The following is a 17,294-nucleotide window of genomic DNA, read 5'->3' as shown; positions in this document are numbered from 1 at the left end:
TTCAGCGGGTCGGGCACCAGATAGGCAGTCAGATACACCACATCGTTCAGGGTCAAGCCCTGCTCTACCAGTAGTTCTTCGATGCGTTTGAGCGTGCCCACCGCTTGGGTGTACGTGTCACCGTAGCGCTCACGACTTCCCGCAGGAGCCGTCGAATCGATCACCGGAGGTACGGTGCCGCTGGAGTAGTAAAGCCCAACGTTTTTCGGTAGCGACACTCCAGACGAAATTGCCGAAGTCGGCGCACCAAAGAATGTGACCTTCCGAGGTGCTTTGGCTTTCTCAGAGGCGAGAGCGGTGACAGTGAAGATGCTGAGGCTAATCAAGACGGTGCAGATCGCGACCGACATCCAACGTCTCCACTTAAAGAAAGACATTAACCGTTTCATGAGTTTCTCCTATTCCGTGTTGGTAGTTATGGATTAGTGGTCAGCAGTTAAGTCATTTGTCATCGGCAGGCGATCGACAGACTATGAACTGCGGACCTTGGTTGACTGACAAATGGTTCGCTCCGATCGCTGAAGACCTCTCCCTCAAACCTTTCCGTATCGGAGAGGGGAGCTAGCTAAACTTCCAGTTCCCTCTCCTTGCAAGAGAGGGGATGGGCGAGATCTTCCGAAGCTTTGTCAGTCAATGAGCTGCAGACCCCTGACTAAAACAAATCGGCTCCCTATCCAAGCGCGTTAATCTGCTGGGTGACCACGCGGGCAGACTCGAACGCTCCCGCCATCCAGCCTGTGAGATAGCTTAGGTGTTCGCCACAGAGATAAATGTTGCCGTCTGGCTGATTCAGCCGAGCGTAGTACTGCTGGCGGGTTTGAGTCGTATAAGTTGCCCAACCGCCCAAGTTGTACGGGATGTTGGGCCAGTGGAGCGACATTCCGGTTTCGAAGTGCGAGTTGTACTGCGGGTGAATGCGGCTGCCAATTTCGAGCGCCCGCTGCACTCGCGCTTCGGGAGCCAGCGCACCGAATTCTTCCGCCTGCGCGCCGAAGTTGTAGTAGCCAACGACGACACCGCGCTTCGACAAGTAGCCGTAGGAGGGATACCAGATCGTGCCCAGTCCGATGTTGGTGCTGGTAATGCCACCCATGATGTTCTCGTCTTCTTCCCAGAAGCGGCGGTTGAACTGCAACGCCGACTTTCCAGTAACGGCGTAATCGACGCCTGCGATCGCCGTCTGCATCTCTGGCGAGAAGTCGGCGGGAATCTTCCGCAGCACCGACAGCGGAATGGTGCAGATGCAGTAGTCGCCTTTGATTTCCTGCTGCCCACCGTTCTGGGTGTACACCACACGAACACCGCTGGTGGTCTTACGGATCTCGTTTACCTCGGCACCGTAGCGAATGCCCGGAACTTTCTTGTCCAGCGCCCTCGCGATCTGATCCATACCGCCGATCGGCTGGAACATCATCATCTGCTGGTCGTAGCCCTGCTCAAAGGATTCGTAGCCTGCAAAGCCAAGATTAATCAGCGCACTCAGCGAGTAGGGACTTTCAAATTTGCCCGGTCGATCGCCCGCTCCCTGCCGCTCAGCAATATAGCCGCGCCGAGCAGAACCTGTGTAAAACAGGTCCGCATTGAGTCCGCCGTAGGTGCGGAGAAACTCAACCAGCCGCGCCTTGTCGTTTTCGCTGAGCGGCTGCTCTAGTGCATCGCGGCTCACGGCTTTTGCCAGCAGTTCGGCGATGTAGCCCCGCATATCTGCTTTGGCTTCGCGAGCGCGGACTTTCTTGCCCGCCAAAGCGCCCGGAACGCCTTCGTTGTAGTAGTACTGCTCGTAGTTGAGGTTGGCGAACACCTGAAGCGGCACGCCCAACTCGCGGCAGTAGTCGATCGTGACGTGGTGCTGCGGAATCCGCGCTGGACCTGGGTTAAAGTATTCACCTTGAGCAAACTGAGCGGTCTGCACAGTGCCTGTGGTTTCCTCAATTTGATCACCCGTCCGCACCGTCCAGCAGCGACCACCAGAGCGCGATCGAGCTTCTAAAAGGAAGCACTTGTAGCCGGCTTTATTCAATTCGTAAGCGGCGGTCATCCCGGCGATTCCCGCTCCCAAAATGATGACGCGCTTGCCGCCACCTGCCCGTGGCAGGCGGAACGGTCCACTCTGGGCAGCAGCAGGAGACGGTTCTCCCAGCAAATCTAGCGCTTTCATTGCCGCGTAGGTCGATCCACCTGCCGCCGCTACTCTCACCAGGAAATCTCTGCGTTTCATAATGATGTCTTTCTTCTCAAATAAACAGCAACGCGAAAAACCGCCGCACGAACCGTAGACCTCCGGCTGAGACCTAACGCAACTCATGCGAAACCCTTGCAGAGCTAGAGTGAACACTCCGCTCGCACCATTCAAGCGACCTGCATGCGGCACCGAGCCTTTGCAATGCAAAGACCACAGCCACGATCGGCAAGCCAACCAATTAGGTAAAAATCTGACGAAGCAACCTAACGAAACGGCTGCGTTCAATCAGCCGCTCAAACTTAATCAGGACGAAATTACAGCCCGATCGCAGGTTCAATGAACTGTAATAAAAAACTTTGGCTCTATGGGCTGAAACCTTCCGTCAATCGATTGGAAGCAGCGTCACTTTGAGCTTCTCAACGATCGACCCTTCAGGTCAGGCTTCGCCCAGCAACGATAATCAGAAGTTCTCGATTCACAGGTAAATGCTCCTTCATACAGGGAATAAACAACACTGCCACTAAGCAGACACCATAGGACCCTTAAGCGGACTGGCAATAGGAAGATTCATCACTTGGATGGAACGCCAGCTTTAGCAGCCTTGACGCTTGCAACCTTGGGAATGCACGCTAACCACCGCATTCTGAAAATACTGCTACAGACAGATGAAATACGTAACGGGCGATACAATTCACTAACAAAGACCACATTTATCTCGTATTTGTCAGTGTAGTTTGACCGTTGTGCTATCTCGCCTCTTCGCTATTGGGGTCCATTTCCAACGAAGCGGGTGTTCGCGTTGCCGGTGTGGAAGGCGATCGCGTGGGGGATGGCGACGTTCGGATTGTAGGAACTGGAGCGCTCGTGGGCGGTGGCTGAACCGTGCCGGATGCTGGCTGAGCCGGAGTATTTGCGGGTGAAGTATTTGCGGGTGAAGTGTTTGCGGGTGAAGTGTTTGCTGGAGCAGGTGTGGTACCCGGACGCACTGGCTGCGTTCCAGTCTGCGGAGTTGCTCCAGATGGTGGAGACGTAGCGGGGACTTCCTGAGGCGCATTGGAATCTGGCTCTTCGTCTGGGTCGGGCGCATTAGCGTCCTCCTGCAACGATGCACTAGGCGTTCGAGACGCAGGTGAAGCAGGCTGGAATCGGGTTGCGGGTTGAGCAGCGACAGGAGCTTTACCGCACAGGCGTTGCAAATCCATTAGCCTGCCATCCTGCATTCTAAGAAAACACACAGATGGATCGGGACTAGATGCGCCCTCAAACTCAGAATCGGGATTGCTCAGTGCTGCTTCTGACGCTAAAAGCGTCAGAAGAACCGTAGTCCAGCAAACGGATTTCAACATGGAAAATGCACCTGAGAGACGATCGCACCCACCTTCGTACCTGAGCGATCGTCTTAGTCATCGTTCGTAGTACGAAGGCTATGGGAAAAGGATAACCGGAATCATAGCGCTGATACCGTGCGCGATCGGTATCGTTAGCAGCAGTATTCGCTTGAAGCTGACCAGCAGGATTCTTTCAATCACTAGCTGTAATCAGAAATGATGACTAAAGCATCGGTCTAAGCGCTGTCAATCGCTGGTCTTTTAGTTGAGCAATTTTAGCTGAGCGATCGTATGGCAAGAACTTAGGCAATTTCCAGAAAGGCGATTTCCAGAAAAGAGTTTATGGCTCGATCGTGCTCAGAGCGAACTTGAAGGGCACAGTCGATCGTTGCCTGAACAACATCAAAGACATCCGAATCGCTTGTCAGAAATTGCTTCACCTAGTTTTGAGTGTTATGGGAAAAATTAGGCTTATAAATTTTCTCGTGTTCTGAACCAACGTTTGAGCTTAAAGTTGAGATCACTTAAAATTGGATTAAGCCAATTTAACAAGTTTAAGCGTTGAGCCTGAACTTTAATTTAAAGCTGAGCAGTGTGACGATTGTTAGACGGCTTTCCATCACACCTTGGAGTATTGCTCCTATAGTGCGTGCAATGTAGGTTAGCGACAGAGCTACAACGGAGGAACACCACAATGGACACAGCAGGTCCAAACTTCTACGATGACGAAGCGGTGTTTGCAACTTATATGCGTCATCGTCATCGGTTAGACACGCCCAATGAGATGCTGGAAAAGCCAGTCATTCTAGAGCTTGTTGTCCCAGTTGATAACAAACGTATTCTTGATCTTGGCTGTGGCGATGCCGCAATTGGGAAAGAATTTCTTCACCAGGGGGCAGCAACCTATATTGGTGTTGAAGGTTCGCGGAAGATGGTTGAAACTGCAGCCCAGACCCTAACTGGCACATCCGGTCAAGTCATTCCACAAACGATCGAAGATTGGATCTATCCACCCATCGCGTTCGATCTCGTGCTGGCAAGACTTGCGCTCCATTATATTGCCGACCTTGCGCCAGTCTTCACCAATGTTTTCCAAACACTTGCTGACGGGGGACAGTTTGTCTTTTCGGTTGAACATCTCGTGATTACGTCCTGCGATCGCGGTTGGGCTGATGGAACGCCTCGTCAAGATTGGATTGTTGATGACTATTTTTCGACGGGAGTACGGGTTGTCAACTGGCTGGGTAGCACGGTACAAAAGTATCATCGCACCATTGAAAACTATTTCCATTTGCTTCAGGCTACAGGGTTTCGGATTGAGGAGCTGCGTGAGGCGCATCCACAACGCAACCACTTCTACGACACGCAAACGTATGAACGACGCAAGCGAATTCCACTCTTTCTCATCTTTTCTGCACGCAAGTCGGTGTAATGTCAGTGTCTGTATGTAGCTCTGTATGTAACTAAGAACGCAGTTCAACAACCGCGCTGCATTGGAACACCGTAATATGAACCGTGTAATTTGATCAGTCTGCTGCTACGTTCTGCGGCAAGTTTATCTGCGTCCGGTAAATGTAATTCTTAAACGGACTACCCTAACAGCTAATCAGCAACCGCTACTAATACTAATTGTTAGCTGTCTTCAATTGGTCGGTGCTGTGATTAGGGACGGCTGAACGTCATTAGTCAGAGTGGCATGGTTGTCCGTCACTGCGACATCAGCCGTTTGCCCTGCGATCGCGTCCTCAGATGGTGCCGATCAATCCACCTAACGCGAGGAGTGCCTGATAACACAGCACGGCTCCCAGCCCCGTTATGACGGCAGCACTCGGAATAGACAGCGCGGGCAGCCATTGACTCGACCCTCGGAACTGCTCGATCGATCGACGTGCATGAATGAATAGCAGTCCCACGCAAGTCAGCGTTCCTGCCAATCCCAAACTAAACGCAAACACCAGCAGCAGCCCAAACCCAACTCGGTGCAGCGACACGGCAGAGAGAAACACAATCAGCGCCGATGGGCAGGGAAGCAGCCCTCCAGAAATCCCTAACGCCAGTAGACTCTTCCAGGTCACCGTGCTAGGTGGCTCGTGGCTGTGCCAGTGTCCATCGTGACAGTGCTCCAAGGAATGGTCGTCGGAATGGTCGTGGGAGTGCGAATGGTGATGATGCGAGTGGGACTGCTGACGGGTCGCCGGAGCAAAAACCGTCAGGAAGCGGTAAATTAGCAGCCGCAGCCCCAGCAGACTGATCATGCCACCCGACACCAGGCTGAGGTAGGGAAACAGCCGTTCGGGCAGCACATACCTCGAAGCCAGCAGCGTCAACAATCCCAGCACAAATACCCCGATCGTGTGGGTAATGGTCACCGTCAATCCCAAAAAAGCCGCATGACGAACGGTTGCCTGCGCTCCAATCAGGTACGCTCCCACGATCGCTTTGCCGTGACCGGGAGACAGCGCGTGGACGCTGCCCAGCCCAGCGGCTACAACTAGGCTGACCAAGGCGATCGGCAGCGTAATCTGCGGCACGGCGATCAGGTCGGCAAACGGGTCGCGGGCACGACTGGTCACTTGTCCCTGTCGGGTTTGTAGCGGCGTTGCTCCGGCGGGAATCTCACCCTGCGTAGACGACAGATCGGCGATCGATTCTTGCAGGGGCATTGTCAGCAAATCCTGCGGATAGGCACGGAGTTCATTGGTGAGGGAATTGCTGTAGGCAGAGCTGTTAAAAATTTGCACGCCCGCACCGGCAGTCACCACGATCTCTCGCCAACCCAAGCGCGGGCGATCGTTGGTTTCCTCAAACCGCAGACGGTGAGTGGCTCCGAGCGGAACGGCTCCGCTAAACTCGCCCTCGACTCGCAGCGTTGGCAGTCCACCGGCACCTGGAGGAAGCGTTACCTTCCTGGCTCCTGCGTGCAGGGGAACGGTTCGATCGTCGATCGTCAGCCGCAGTCCAGTCTGGTAGCGAGCGATCGCCTGCTCCAGGTAGGTGTTGAGTTCTGCCGCAGACGCGCCATTTCCATCAGTGTCAATGGTCTGCAACGCTTGAAAGGCAGGAATTTCTGCCATGTCCACAACGTACTGCACCGTTACGTGAGTCCGATCAACAGTGACGTGAGAAAAATGGTTAATCGTGAAATTTCCTAGCGGATGGGCACTGGCGATCGGGGTGCAACCGAGCCATGCCGCTAGCACAACGAACCACACGGCAAAACTACGGCAAAACGCTGCGATCCAGGGATGGCTGCTCATGAGAGGATTCCTGCACTAAGTTGCACTAAAGAGAGTTCATTCACGAGGCGCGATCGCCTCCAGCATGTCTCGAGCGATGCGGGCGTGCAGTGGATTCGCGGCTAGATTCAAACGCAGCGCCTGCCGTAAATACTGAACCGCTTGGGTGTCCTGCCCACTACCGTGGTAAATCACGCCTGCGTGGTAGTAGAGCCGAGCATCCGGCGTGCCCAAGCGGAGCGCCTGATCGATCGCCACTCTTGCTTCGGTCCGCTGATCGCGCTTCCAGAGGCACCACGCCAGCGCATCAAAGGTGTACACATCCGATCGCGTCAGCCGCTCCTGCCGCATCAGCGCTTCTGCCTTGTCCAGGTGCGTCCCTCGATCTGCCCAGAACACGGCGAGTTGTTGGGCGTATGCCTGCTCAAATGCCACACCGCCTGCCTGCACCAAAAAATCCACCAGGTCATACTGCCGCTGAGCTGCCGCGCGATCGCCCTCCGCAAAGTACACATCGCCGAGAGCGATCGCCGTGTCTGGCAAGGGAATCTGCTCCAGAGCGCGGTGATACAGCGCAATAGCACTGGTTGCATCGTTGGCAAGCAGCCGAGCACGCGCTTTCGCTGCCAGCGCTAGATGATAGTTGGGAAGAATCCGCAGAGCCTCATCCACCACCTGCTCTCCGTCCGCCAGTCGATTCACTAGCAATTCGTTGCCAAGCTGGACGTGATACCAAGCAAGCCCTTCTGGATCACGGCGGTTGGCAGACTGGATTGCCTGCCGCATTGCCGCGATCGCGCCCTCGGTGTCGCTGTGGAGCGACCGCAGATAGGACATCCGCGCATACGCTGGCGCGATCGGGTGGCGATCCAACATCGACTGAGCCGCGTCGATCGCCGCGTCGTAGTCTCCCAGTTCTACCAGCGCATCAACTAACCCTGCCTGAATCTGGAAGCTGTGGGGAAAGCGAGTCTGCAACGGGCGCAGATAGTCCAGCGCCTCCTGAAATCGGTGATAGGTCAGCAGCAGCGTTGCGTTTAGCGTTTGGGCTACCTCGTTATCAGGCGAGAGTTCGAGCGATCGCTGCACAGCGGTTTCTGCTCTGGCGGTATAGCTGAAATCCCCGGTTTCCCGACTTTTGAGTAGGTAAGCGGTGGCAAGCTGGTTGTAGCCGTCTGGCTCATTGGGCAAGTAGCGCACCAGCGTTTGAGCCGTCTGAACCCACTGCTCCGCCAGCGTGGGTAGTTCCAGCGATCGCGCTGGAGCCTGATTCCAGCCCCAACCCAGGAGGCAGCCCAGCACCACGCCAATTAACCACGTCTGAACCCGTTGCATCCTCATCAGACGTCCCCTAGCGCGGATTACCAGAGATGGGCGTTCCCAAATACGGGAAGCGATCGAGGAACGGAACATCCGGTCGATCGACGCCATCGCCCAGCGCATTGTTCGGGGCAATGTTTGTATCGGGTGTAAACGGTGTTCCTCCGGCAACCGCTCGCAACGCAATATCCACCACGTCATCGTTCACCCGCCGTCCGTTCGGGAATCCTGCCACATCCCCTCCCAGCAGCCCCAAACGGTTTTGCTGGGCGAGTGGAATGGGCGGGATCGCGACGTTTAGCCGCAGCAGTTCGTGGGGCTTGCCGTCGGACAGGAAGGTGGTGTACTGCGGCGCACCGGGAACTGCACCTGCCGGAATTCCGGTCGCAAAAACAGCAACCAGGTCATTGCGGGGAGCGGGCGGAATTTGAATTCCATAGACGGCTTGCAGCAGCTTCGGCAGTTGAGGATCAAGCACGAACGGAGCAAACTGCGCGTCATCCTTGGGATCGGTGGCGTTGAATTTATCCTTGAGTCCGAGCGGGATCACGACTTCATTCACCAACGGACTCCCCAGACGCGAAACCTGCACGGGCTTTTGGCAGAAGCCGTCTTTGGCGATTTTGCTGGAGCAGCGGCTAGCGGTGGAGTAGACGCCAATCACCGCGATCGGGTCGGTGGTGCTCTTGGGCACTCGACGCCCGCGAGTTAGCTCTTTTAGAGGAACTTCGATCGCCAGCGTATTTACATTAAACGGCGCGGTCGAATTGGTGCCGCCTGTATCGGCGATCGACTTCAGGTTCAAGACATCGAACACGCCGCCCAGATCCAGGTAGAACCCTTCTGCGCGCTGTCCGGCGAATACTCGATACCCGTTGGACAGCGTGTAGACTGCCTGGTCTGCTAGCGTCTCGTAGTTGGGCGTCGCGCGACTGCCAATGTTGCTGGGCGGCACGCTCAGTCCGCTTCCCAGAACTTTGCGCCGCGTCCGCCCCATCAGTCCGGGTCGCAGTTCTGTCACCGTGTAGCGCTGGCGCAGGTTGTAATCGGGGTCGTCCAGAGCCGCAATGACTCCGTCTTGGTTCGGGGCAACCATGCCAAGAACGCTGTCGGGATTGACGATCTCTGTCTGGAACTTAAATCGGTAGGTGACGTCTTCTTCTCCATCACCCGTATTGTCAATTTTGATGTCGTAGAGAATATCGTCGCCAAACGGGTAAAACAAGGGACCACCTGAAGGCGGCTCTAGGGGAATGTGGTTCCAGAGCAGGGTAATGGTCTCCTCCCGTCCGGATTCGTAGCTGCGAAAGGCGTATACATCAGTGTTGTCTGCTAAAGGATCGCCCGCAATCAGAGGGGCTTCCCGGTGGCTAGATGCCAGTGCGGGGGAAGCAACGCCAGTTACACCGATTAACAGGCAGCTGATCGCTGCTGCAACCACCAGGCAGATGCGAGACAAGATTGTGCGCATGAATCACTCCAGTTTTGTTTGTGGTCACGCTAAAGTAGGCCGCACGACTCCGCGCCTACGCCAAAACGGGTAAGCACGCAGCAGTGCGACAAATTAGGTCAGACCGAAGGAACAGCGACTCCGAAATGCGATCGCCGTTGCAGAAGTGCTGTTGTAGAAGATACGCAGCGATCGTTCGATTGGATGTGAGACGGAAGAAAGTTCTCCTGCCCTTGGATAAGCGACTCACCCGCTAAACGCTCGGGGAGATTGCGCCGTACCGTGGAAATTCCAGGTCCAAACGTCATTAAATTTTGTTAAAGTCAACGCAGCGCCTTAACTTGATCGCGGGAGACGACCCATGCTTCGACTGGAACACGTGAGCAAAATTTACCCCACAGGCGAAGTCCTGAAGGACATCAACTGGGAGGTGAAGCCCGGCGATCGTGTGGGACTCGTCGGCGTTAACGGAGCGGGTAAATCGACCCAGCTCAAAATCATTGCCGGAGAAATTGAGCCGACCACAGGGGTTGTGATTCGCCCGGCTAGTTTGCACATCGCCTATCTGACGCAGGAATTTGAAGTAGACCCGACGCGCACGGTGCGGGAAGAGTTTTGGCGGGCGTTTGGCGAAGCAAACGAGGTGCATGAGAATCTATCGCGGGTGCATCGGCAACTGGAAACGGCTGATCCCGACTCGCTCGATCGCCTGCTGCATGAGATGGACCGCTACCAGCGATTGTTTGAGGGAATGGACGGCTACGGACTGGAAGCCCGCATCGAGAAGATTTTGCCAGAGCTGGGGTTCGAGCTGGATGACGGCGATCGACTTATTAGCGCTTTTAGCGGCGGTTGGCAAATGCGGATGAGCTTGGGCAAGATTCTGCTGCAAAGTCCGGATCTATTACTGCTGGACGAGCCGACGAACCATTTGGATTTGGAAACGATCGAGTGGCTAGAAACCTACCTGAAGAAGTTGACCACGCCAATGGTCATCGTGTCGCACGACCGGGAGTTCCTCGATCGCCTGTGCACGCAAATCGTTGAAACCGAGCGGGGCATTTCGACCACCTATCTGGGCAACTATTCCGCTTACCTACAGCAAAAAGCCGAACTGCGCGATGCCCAGCTCAGCGCCTACGAGCGACAGCAAAAAGATCTTGAGAAGCAGCAGGCATTTGTCGATCGCTTTCGCGCCAGCGCCACTCGCAGCACCCAGGCAAAAAGCCGCGAAAAGCAGTTAGACAAAATTGAGCGCGTTGAAGCCCCCGACTCGGACGTTCGTACGTTGCACTTCCGGTTCCCACCTGCGCCCCGTAGCGGTCGAGAAGTGGTGATCATCAAAGATTTAACCCACGCCTACGACGACAAAATCTTATTTCTCAGCGCTAATCTGCTGATCGAGCGGGGCGATCGCGTTGCCTTTCTTGGTCCCAACGGTGCTGGAAAATCAACGCTGCTGCATCTGATGGTTGGCAGTGAGCAGCCCACCGATGGCGCTGCAATGTTAGGGGATCATAACGTGATTCCTGGCTACTTCGAGCAGAATCAGGCGGAAGCGCTGGATCTGAAACGAACGGTAATGCAGACGATTCATGACGAAGTGCCCAAATGGACGAACGAAGAAGTCCGGACGCTGCTGGGACGATTTCTGTTTAGTGGCGACACCGTGTTCAAGAATGTTGAAGCGCTCAGCGGCGGCGAAAAAGCACGGTTGGCGCTGGCAAAAATGCTGCTGCGTCCGGCAAATCTGCTGATTCTGGATGAGCCGACGAACCACCTGGACATTCCCGCCAAAGAGATGCTGGAAGAAGCGCTACAGCACTACGACGGTACTGCCATCATCGTCTCCCACGATCGCTATTTCATCTCCCAAGTCGCCAACAAAATCGTCGAAATTCGCGATGGCGAGCTGAGACTGTATCGCGGCGACTATCACTACTACTTAGATAAAATCGCGGAGGAGAAAGATAAAGCGCAACTAGCTTCGATCGAAGCTGAGAAAGCCGAAAAAACAGCCGCAAAGCGATCAAAACAAAAGGAAAAGGAGAAAGCTAAACGCACTCAGGCAAAAAACTGACATCGATCTAGAAAATTCAGAGCATCGAGCGGCAATATAAAAATTTGCTTAAGCATACAAAGCTCTAGAGTTCTACACGCTACGATTCATTTCAAGATGAATGTGGCAAGAGCTGAGGCGATCTCTGACCTGGAATGAGTGGCAATGCTCCATTCTGGTAGCTCTAGGTTGGTGAGTGGGCTATATCGGTAGCCCCGCTGCTTAGCGGACGGATTGCATTCGTAACGTTGGACTTGATCACCCCGGTTTATGCATTGAGTTCACGCGATTCCAGAGGTTGTAGAAGTCTCTCAACGTAGACGCTCTGGGACGGTTTTTCGAGACTGATTTCGAGACGAGTATTGACTGCTTGATGCGTTAGTGGATAGCTTCAGCTAGCCCAACGTTTCATACTTCTTCTCGCACCCTCTTGCATCTAGGGCGGCGGAGTGCGATGGTATGATTTGCGGAGAAATTCATTCAGCGAAGGACGAATTTAGCGTATGGCGCAAGCGCCTGTCTCTCCAGTTGTACTGGTGATTTTGGATGGCTGGGGCTATCGAGAGGATAAGGACGGCAACGCCGTTGCCGCTGCAAACACACCCATCATCAACAGCCTGTGGGCAGCGTATCCCCACACGCTGATTCGCACCTCTGGCAAGGATGTCGGCTTGCCAGACGGACAGATGGGGAACTCGGAAGTTGGGCACCTGAACATTGGAGCCGGACGAGTTGTTCCCCAGGAGCTAGTCCGAATTTCAGATGCCGTTGAGGACGGCACGCTGCTTAGCAATTCTGCTCTGGTCAAAATCTATCAGGAAGCGAAGCGCAACGGCGGAAAATTGCATTTGGTTGGGTTGTGCTCAGAGGGTGGCGTGCATTCGCACCTGAGGCACCTGTTTGGGCTATTGGACATGGCAAAGGACCAGCATCTCAGCGAGGTCTGCATCCATGCGATTACGGATGGGCGCGACACGCCGCCTACCGCTGGCAAGGCTTCTATTCAAGCGATTCAGGACTACATCGATCGCGTTGGCGTTGGGCGAATTGTCACTCTGGGCGGGCGCTACTACAGCATGGACCGCGATCGCCGCTGGGATCGCGTCAAGCTTGCCTATGACGTGATGACGCAGGACGGTAAGGGCGACGGACGATCGGTGCTCGACGTGCTGCAAGCGTCCTACGACACTGGAACGACCGACGAGTTTGTGCTGCCAACGCGGATTGCTCCCGGAGCCGTGCAACCGGGGGATGCTGTCGTGTTCTTTAATTTCCGCCCCGATCGAGCGCGGCAGTTGACTCAGGCATTTGTTGATCCCAACTTCCAGGGCTTTGAGCGGCAGATAGTTCAGCCGCTGTCGTTTGCGACGTTCACGCAGTACGATCCCCATCTGTCGGTTGCGGTGGCGTTTGAACCGCAGAACTTCAACAACATCTTGGGTCAGGTAATTTCTCAGCACGGGCTGAAGCAGTTTCGCACCGCTGAAACCGAGAAATATGCCCACGTCACCTACTTCTTCAATGGCGGCATTGAGGACCCCTTTGAGGGTGAAGACCGGGAGTTGGTGTCCAGTCCAATGGTTGCCACGTACGATCGCGCTCCGGCAATGTCAGCGGATGCCGTGACGGATGTGGCGATCTCAGCGGTGAAAAGGCGTGAGTACTCGCTGATCGTCATCAACTACGCCAACCCGGATATGGTTGGACATACGGGCAAAATGGACGCGACCGTGACCGCGCTGGAAACCGTCGATCGCTGTCTGGGTCGGCTCCTGGAAAGCGTGATTAAAGCGGGCGGTACGACGATCATCATCGCGGACCACGGCAACGCAGAACAGATGTGGGATGAACACGGTAACCCGTGGACAGCTCACACAACCAACCCGGTTCCCTTTATCCTGGTAGAAGGTGAAGGCGTGAAAATTCCCAGCCACGGGACTGAAGTAGCGCTGCGATCGGACGGTCGCCTCGCCGATATTGCACCAACGATTCTGGAGATTCTGCGACTGCCGCAGCCGCCAGAAATGACGGGGCAATCTATGATTCAGTCGGCGGAGTTTGAGGTCCGAAAGAATCGCTCTCCGGTGCGAGTGGCTCGATAGTTCACACTTTGATGGTCACAGATAGGTAGTTGGAATGACGCTGAATTACGTAGTGCAAGGCATTTGGTCGCTGTCGGCTCTAGGGTTAGTCGTGCTGGTGCTGCTGCACAGCCCAAAAGGCGACGGTCTGGGCGGATTGGGCGGACAGGCACAGCTCTTTACCAGCACTAAGAGCGCTGAGACGACGCTAAATCGCGTTACCTGGATACTGACGGTGATTTTCATGACGCTGACGGTGGTGCTCAGCGCCAACTGGCTGCCCCGCTAGCTCGCATGTCCTTGAGTCACTTTCTACGGATTCGTCGCTGGCATCGCTGGCGACGATTTCTGTTTGGTCTGGTGCTGGTGTTCCTGTTGGGTGTCAGCGATGGGGACGCGGCTCAACCTGCGCTGCCGTCCCCGCAGGTCCATCCACTGCCGCTTAGTCTGGAGCGCTGGCAAGACGCTAAGCAATCAGGAGACTACTTTGATCAGGTAAAGCCGCTGGAGTTCGGCTATCTCGTCTGGTCCCAGTTTCCGGTGACGGTGTTTGTGGAGCCTGCAACAGATTCGCGATCGCGCCTTTGGGTCACAGCCGTTCTGAATGCCGTGCAGGAGTGGAACGCCTATCTGCCCTTGCAGGTCGTCACGCACACTGAAGCAGATATTGTTGTGCGGCGATCGACTCCACCTCTACGACTAGAGCCGGGAGCAGGACTGCGGCTAGGTCGGGTTCGATCGGCAGAAACGCAGTTTACGCTTTACCGCAAAACCCGTGGAGCAACGACGGTTCTGGCGCACCGATTTACGATTCTGCTGCGTCCTGACCAAGCACCGACCTATCTTCAAGCGGCGGCGCGACATGAGTTAGGACACGCGATCGGCATTTGGGGACACAGCCCGCGAGACACCGACGCTCTGTTCTTCTCACAGGTCCGCACGCCGCTGCCAATCTCTGCGCGAGATATTAATACGCTGAGGCGAGTTTACCAGCAGCCCACGAGTTTAGGCTGGAGCTTCGCGCCCCAAGCAAATTTTTAGCGAATGCAGATTAAACGGCTGCTCTAAGCAAGCTGCTGTCCGTCTTCAGCCTGTCATTCTGAAAGACATCTGGCTCGGAGTGCCAGTTTGGCTCACGCAACTTCGGGGGTTATACCAATTCTCTAAATTCCAGCTACCGATCAAACCGCTAAAGCGTAGGCGGAGCCGAGCCACTGCAATTCCGACTTGCGAATTCCGAATTCCGAATTGCTATTAGCGCCTAGAAACTGCGGCGATCGCCACGCCAATCAACAACAGCAACCCACCGCCTAAAACGGGCAATCCCGGCAGTTCATCAAATAGGACATAGCCGAACAGGCTAGACGCCACAGGCTCAAATAAGACCACTAGCGCGACCAAGGTAGGAGAGACCCACCGCACTGCCCAATTGAGGCTGGTGTGTCCGATCAATTGAGGGAGAAGCGCCATCAGCGCTATGTAGCCATAGGTTTCTAGTGGATAGCCTGTATAGCTAGTTCCAACCAGCAGCGGAAGGGGAAGCAGCACGATCGCCGCTGTGCTGTAGGCGATCGTGGCGTAGCCGCTGATGCTCAGTCCTTGCTGCTGTGCCTCGCGTCCCAGAAGAAAATATAGGCTGGCTGCCCACGCACCCACCAGCGCTAAGCTATTGCCCAACAGAGGAGCCGCATCTGGACTAGTTCCAGCGCCTCCCAAGCCGATGACAAGTCCGCCAGCAAGGGCAATGCTAATGCCCAATCCAGTTTGAGGACTGGGTTTTTCGCCATACCAAACCCAGGACAGGACGGCGATCCAAACCGGATTTGTGGTGACGATCGTCGTAGATGCGGCGATCGTTGTGTAGGACAGGGAGGTGATCCAGGTGGCAAAGTGAATTGCCAGAGCGACTCCAGCGGTCAAGGCGTAACGTAGCGCTGTTGGGCTTGGGGTCTGGCGGTGCCAGTTGGGCAGGAGCACGATCGCGGCTAGCGTCAGCCGCGATGCTGCCAGCACCAGACTAAATCCGGGTCCTGAGGCTCCCGTCGCCTGCATTGACAGCCGTACCAAGACTGCTGAGGTGGCGATCGCTAGCACTCCGCCGCTCAAAATCAGCGCAATTTGCCACTCCTTCGGCTGATTGAGACTGCTCAATTTAATTACCTTGATCCCAATGCTTCGTCACAGAAAATACTAGTTTCTTCAGAAAGAATCAGGCTAGTTTATCCTCTGCTGGGCTTATCTTCCGAAAATTGAGAAGGTTGTGAACACGATCGCGTCGATTCATCTTGAGGTCTGCCTGAGTTGATTGCACTATGCTTTAGCGAACAACGTTTCCAGACCCGTGTATGGTTTCAATGGCAGGATCTCGAACGTTAAAACCCCTGCTTTTGCCATTGGAAACTGAGCGGCGATCGCCTGCATGGCGTCTAAATCTGGAGCTTCACAGAGCAGCACCGCACCGCTCATATCAGCGATGTAATAGATCGATCGCACAACCTCCTCTGAGTAGTGTTGCCAAACTGCTTCTGCCTCAGCCTTAACATGCGGCAGGACTTGTTCCATTGAAATCCCTTGGGCAACCCGTGCCAGAATCAAAAATTGCATCACAACCTCGCTAATTTACTGGTGTAGGACGTTAAGCCGTGGGTGTTGAGGAAAAGTCAAAAACGGTATGTTCCTCAGTTAGGAATGCGCGAGATTGAGAGAAGTCAATAAAGTTTACCTCCCCCACATCTGGATCAGTGATGTATTGTTTCGCTGCTGCTTGACCTTCAGGGGTGCTCACCGCCGCCAAAAAATCGTCCATACTTTCCCACCAAATCTCAGTAACGCCATCATAAGCGGATGGATCAAGATCTCGTGACTTGGCAATCTCTACGTTCACTGGAGTATTGAGTGTGTGGCTTTGAATATACTTTGTAGCTTGTAATGTTTGAGCCAGATCGCGAATAAACGGTCCGTGAACATCTCGCCAAAAGGTATGAAATTCCGCATCGCTCAAGTCAGATCGCTTACGAAGGCAATACACAAACTTGATCATGAGACTCTCCAAGTTGATTAGTTAAAAGAACAGTAGTGATTCAGGAAACAGTAACGGTAATCTTGCCGTTTTGTTGATTGGATTCCATATATTGATGCGCTTCTACAATGCGATCGAGTGAAAAGACGCGATCGAGAATGGGATCGAGCGCACCTGATTTCAGCCCGTCATAAATATATTCTTTAGCGCGGTCTAACTTGGCAGGATTCGTCGTGATTTCAAACAGCGCATAGCCCTGCACCTTCAATCCTTTCTGCAAGGCAGCAAATAGGGGAAAGGAAGTTGCTGCGGTTTCATCCAGCGCTCCGTAGACAAAAATGGTTGCTCCAGGTGCCGCTGCCGCCGCCAAGGTTTCTAGAAACGATCCAGCCACTGCATCAAAAATTAGATCAGCCCCATGACCCTTCGTAATCTCCATGACACGACTGACCAAATCCTCGTCATTAGTGACAATCACCTGATCTGCTCCTTTATCTAGCAGCATTTGCTTTTTAGCCGTACTGCGTGTAGTAGCGATCGCGACTGCTCCTGCTGCTTTTGCAATCTGAATTGCAGAATAACCCACGCTGCTACTAGCTGCTGTAATTAAGACAAAATC

At 54.5% G+C, this 17,294-nt stretch carries 16 protein-coding genes and 1 pseudogene; 6 read left to right on the top strand and 11 right to left on the bottom strand.

Going from position 1 to position 17,294, the window contains the following annotated elements; genetic code table 11:
• Both H6F43_RS18420 and H6F43_RS18415 read right to left on the bottom strand, forming a co-directional pair.
• Positions 1–389: pseudogene (locus H6F43_RS18420) on the bottom strand (translation initiation inhibitor, yjgF family protein); the annotation flags it as partial.
• Positions 390–670: 281 nt separating this feature from the next.
• Entirely contained in the window at positions 671–2,218 is a 1,548-nt protein-coding gene (locus H6F43_RS18415; protein WP_190344168.1) for a flavin monoamine oxidase family protein, read from the bottom strand.
• Positions 2,219–2,327: 109 nt separating this feature from the next.
• On the opposite strand from H6F43_RS18415, the gene H6F43_RS18410 reads away from it, so the two are divergent.
• Positions 2,328–2,522: a hypothetical protein gene (locus H6F43_RS18410; RefSeq protein WP_190344167.1), complete on the top strand. Its 195-nt coding sequence runs from the start codon at positions 2,328–2,330 to the stop codon at positions 2,520–2,522.
• A 406-nt stretch (positions 2,523–2,928) separates the two neighbouring features.
• Here H6F43_RS18410 and H6F43_RS18405 read toward each other — a convergent pair whose 3' ends face one another.
• Entirely contained in the window at positions 2,929–3,528 is a 600-nt protein-coding gene (locus tag H6F43_RS18405) for a hypothetical protein (RefSeq protein ID WP_190344166.1), read from the bottom strand.
• Between the two features lie 284 nt (positions 3,529–3,812).
• Positions 3,813–3,950: a hypothetical protein gene (locus H6F43_RS18400; protein ID WP_190344165.1), complete on the bottom strand. Its 138-nt coding sequence runs from the start codon at positions 3,948–3,950 to the stop codon at positions 3,813–3,815.
• Between the two features lie 254 nt (positions 3,951–4,204).
• Between H6F43_RS18400 and H6F43_RS18395 the strand changes: the two genes are divergently transcribed.
• Positions 4,205–4,942, top strand: coding sequence for a class I SAM-dependent methyltransferase (locus H6F43_RS18395; protein ID WP_190344164.1), 738 nt, complete (start codon positions 4,205–4,207; stop codon positions 4,940–4,942).
• 313 nt (positions 4,943–5,255) lie between these two features.
• On the opposite strand, the gene H6F43_RS22420 is transcribed toward H6F43_RS18395, so the two are convergent.
• From H6F43_RS22420 to H6F43_RS18380, 3 genes are read right to left on the bottom strand one after another with little or no spacing between them, the layout of a single operon-like run.
• A complete protein-coding gene (locus H6F43_RS22420; protein ID WP_190344163.1) occupies positions 5,256–6,767 on the bottom strand; it encodes a sulfite exporter TauE/SafE family protein in 1,512 nt (503 codons plus the stop codon).
• Between the two features lie 36 nt (positions 6,768–6,803).
• Positions 6,804–8,081 (bottom strand): tetratricopeptide repeat protein, encoded by a 1,278-nt coding sequence (locus H6F43_RS18385; RefSeq protein WP_190344162.1) that lies wholly within the window; start codon positions 8,079–8,081, stop codon positions 6,804–6,806.
• 16 nt (positions 8,082–8,097) lie between these two features.
• A complete protein-coding gene (locus tag H6F43_RS18380; protein ID WP_190344161.1) occupies positions 8,098–9,537 on the bottom strand; it encodes a DUF4331 domain-containing protein in 1,440 nt (479 codons plus the stop codon).
• Positions 9,538–9,877: 340 nt separating this feature from the next.
• On the opposite strand from H6F43_RS18380, the gene H6F43_RS18375 reads away from it, so the two are divergent.
• The 4 genes from H6F43_RS18375 to H6F43_RS18360 all read left to right on the top strand — a co-directional run bounded on the left by H6F43_RS18375 (position 9,878) and on the right by H6F43_RS18360 (position 14,697).
• The gene (locus H6F43_RS18375; RefSeq protein WP_190344160.1) at positions 9,878–11,596 is read left to right on the top strand and encodes an ATP-binding cassette domain-containing protein; all 1,719 of its coding nucleotides are present in this window, start codon (positions 9,878–9,880) and stop codon (positions 11,594–11,596) included.
• Between the two features lie 482 nt (positions 11,597–12,078).
• Complete coding sequence (gpmI, locus tag H6F43_RS18370) at positions 12,079–13,677, top strand: 2,3-bisphosphoglycerate-independent phosphoglycerate mutase (protein WP_190344159.1); 1,599 nt, start codon at positions 12,079–12,081, stop codon at positions 13,675–13,677.
• Between the two features lie 34 nt (positions 13,678–13,711).
• Positions 13,712–13,945, top strand: coding sequence for a preprotein translocase subunit SecG (gene secG, locus H6F43_RS18365; protein ID WP_190344158.1), 234 nt, complete (start codon positions 13,712–13,714; stop codon positions 13,943–13,945).
• A 5-nt stretch (positions 13,946–13,950) separates the two neighbouring features.
• Positions 13,951–14,697: a peptidase gene (locus H6F43_RS18360; protein ID WP_190344157.1), complete on the top strand. Its 747-nt coding sequence runs from the start codon at positions 13,951–13,953 to the stop codon at positions 14,695–14,697.
• 213 nt (positions 14,698–14,910) lie between these two features.
• Here the strand turns inward: H6F43_RS18360 and H6F43_RS18355 are convergent, their stop codons facing one another.
• The 4 genes from H6F43_RS18355 to H6F43_RS18340 all read right to left on the bottom strand — a co-directional run.
• Positions 14,911–15,807, bottom strand: a complete 897-nt coding sequence (locus tag H6F43_RS18355) for a DMT family transporter (RefSeq protein WP_190344156.1) — start codon at positions 15,805–15,807, stop codon at positions 14,911–14,913.
• Positions 15,808–15,966: 159 nt separating this feature from the next.
• Complete coding sequence (locus H6F43_RS18350) at positions 15,967–16,260, bottom strand: YciI family protein (protein ID WP_190344155.1); 294 nt, start codon at positions 16,258–16,260, stop codon at positions 15,967–15,969.
• 31 nt (positions 16,261–16,291) lie between these two features.
• Positions 16,292–16,696 carry an EthD domain-containing protein gene (locus tag H6F43_RS18345; RefSeq protein WP_190344154.1) on the bottom strand — a complete coding sequence of 135 codons (405 nt, stop codon included), beginning with the start codon at positions 16,694–16,696 and terminating at the stop codon, positions 16,292–16,294.
• Between the two features lie 40 nt (positions 16,697–16,736).
• Positions 16,737–17,294: zinc-binding dehydrogenase (locus H6F43_RS18340; RefSeq protein ID WP_190344153.1), on the bottom strand; the 558-nt coding region annotated here is incomplete at its 5' end.

This window comes from Leptolyngbya sp. FACHB-36 (genome assembly GCF_014695955.1).
Classification (GTDB): Bacteria; Cyanobacteriota; Cyanobacteriia; order Leptolyngbyales; family Leptolyngbyaceae; genus FACHB-36.
Note: the sequence above shows the minus strand (reverse complement) of the source record. Positions and strands in the feature narration are given on the sequence as shown.

What these genes read in the sequence shown, in the direction of transcription:
- H6F43_RS18415 (WP_190344168.1), bottom strand. Translation starts at nt 2,218, where the DNA reads ATGAAACGCAGAGATTTCCTGGTGAGAGTAGCGGCGGCAGGTGGATCG.
- H6F43_RS18405 (WP_190344166.1), bottom strand. Translation starts at nt 3,528, where the DNA reads ATGTTGAAATCCGTTTGCTGGACTACGGTTCTTCTGACGCTTTTAGCG.
- H6F43_RS18395 (WP_190344164.1), top strand. Translation starts at nt 4,205, where the DNA reads ATGGACACAGCAGGTCCAAACTTCTACGATGACGAAGCGGTGTTTGCA.
- H6F43_RS22420 (WP_190344163.1), bottom strand. Translation starts at nt 6,767, where the DNA reads ATGAGCAGCCATCCCTGGATCGCAGCGTTTTGCCGTAGTTTTGCCGTG.
- H6F43_RS18385 (WP_190344162.1), bottom strand. Translation starts at nt 8,081, where the DNA reads ATGCAACGGGTTCAGACGTGGTTAATTGGCGTGGTGCTGGGCTGCCTC.
- H6F43_RS18380 (WP_190344161.1), bottom strand. Translation starts at nt 9,537, where the DNA reads ATGCGCACAATCTTGTCTCGCATCTGCCTGGTGGTTGCAGCAGCGATC.
- H6F43_RS18375 (WP_190344160.1), top strand. Translation starts at nt 9,878, where the DNA reads ATGCTTCGACTGGAACACGTGAGCAAAATTTACCCCACAGGCGAAGTC.
- gpmI (WP_190344159.1), top strand. Translation starts at nt 12,079, where the DNA reads ATGGCGCAAGCGCCTGTCTCTCCAGTTGTACTGGTGATTTTGGATGGC.
- secG (WP_190344158.1), top strand. Translation starts at nt 13,712, where the DNA reads ATGACGCTGAATTACGTAGTGCAAGGCATTTGGTCGCTGTCGGCTCTA.
- H6F43_RS18360 (WP_190344157.1), top strand. Translation starts at nt 13,951, where the DNA reads ATGTCCTTGAGTCACTTTCTACGGATTCGTCGCTGGCATCGCTGGCGA.
- H6F43_RS18350 (WP_190344155.1), bottom strand. Translation starts at nt 16,260, where the DNA reads ATGCAATTTTTGATTCTGGCACGGGTTGCCCAAGGGATTTCAATGGAA.
- H6F43_RS18345 (WP_190344154.1), bottom strand. Translation starts at nt 16,696, where the DNA reads ATGATCAAGTTTGTGTATTGCCTTCGTAAGCGATCTGACTTGAGCGAT.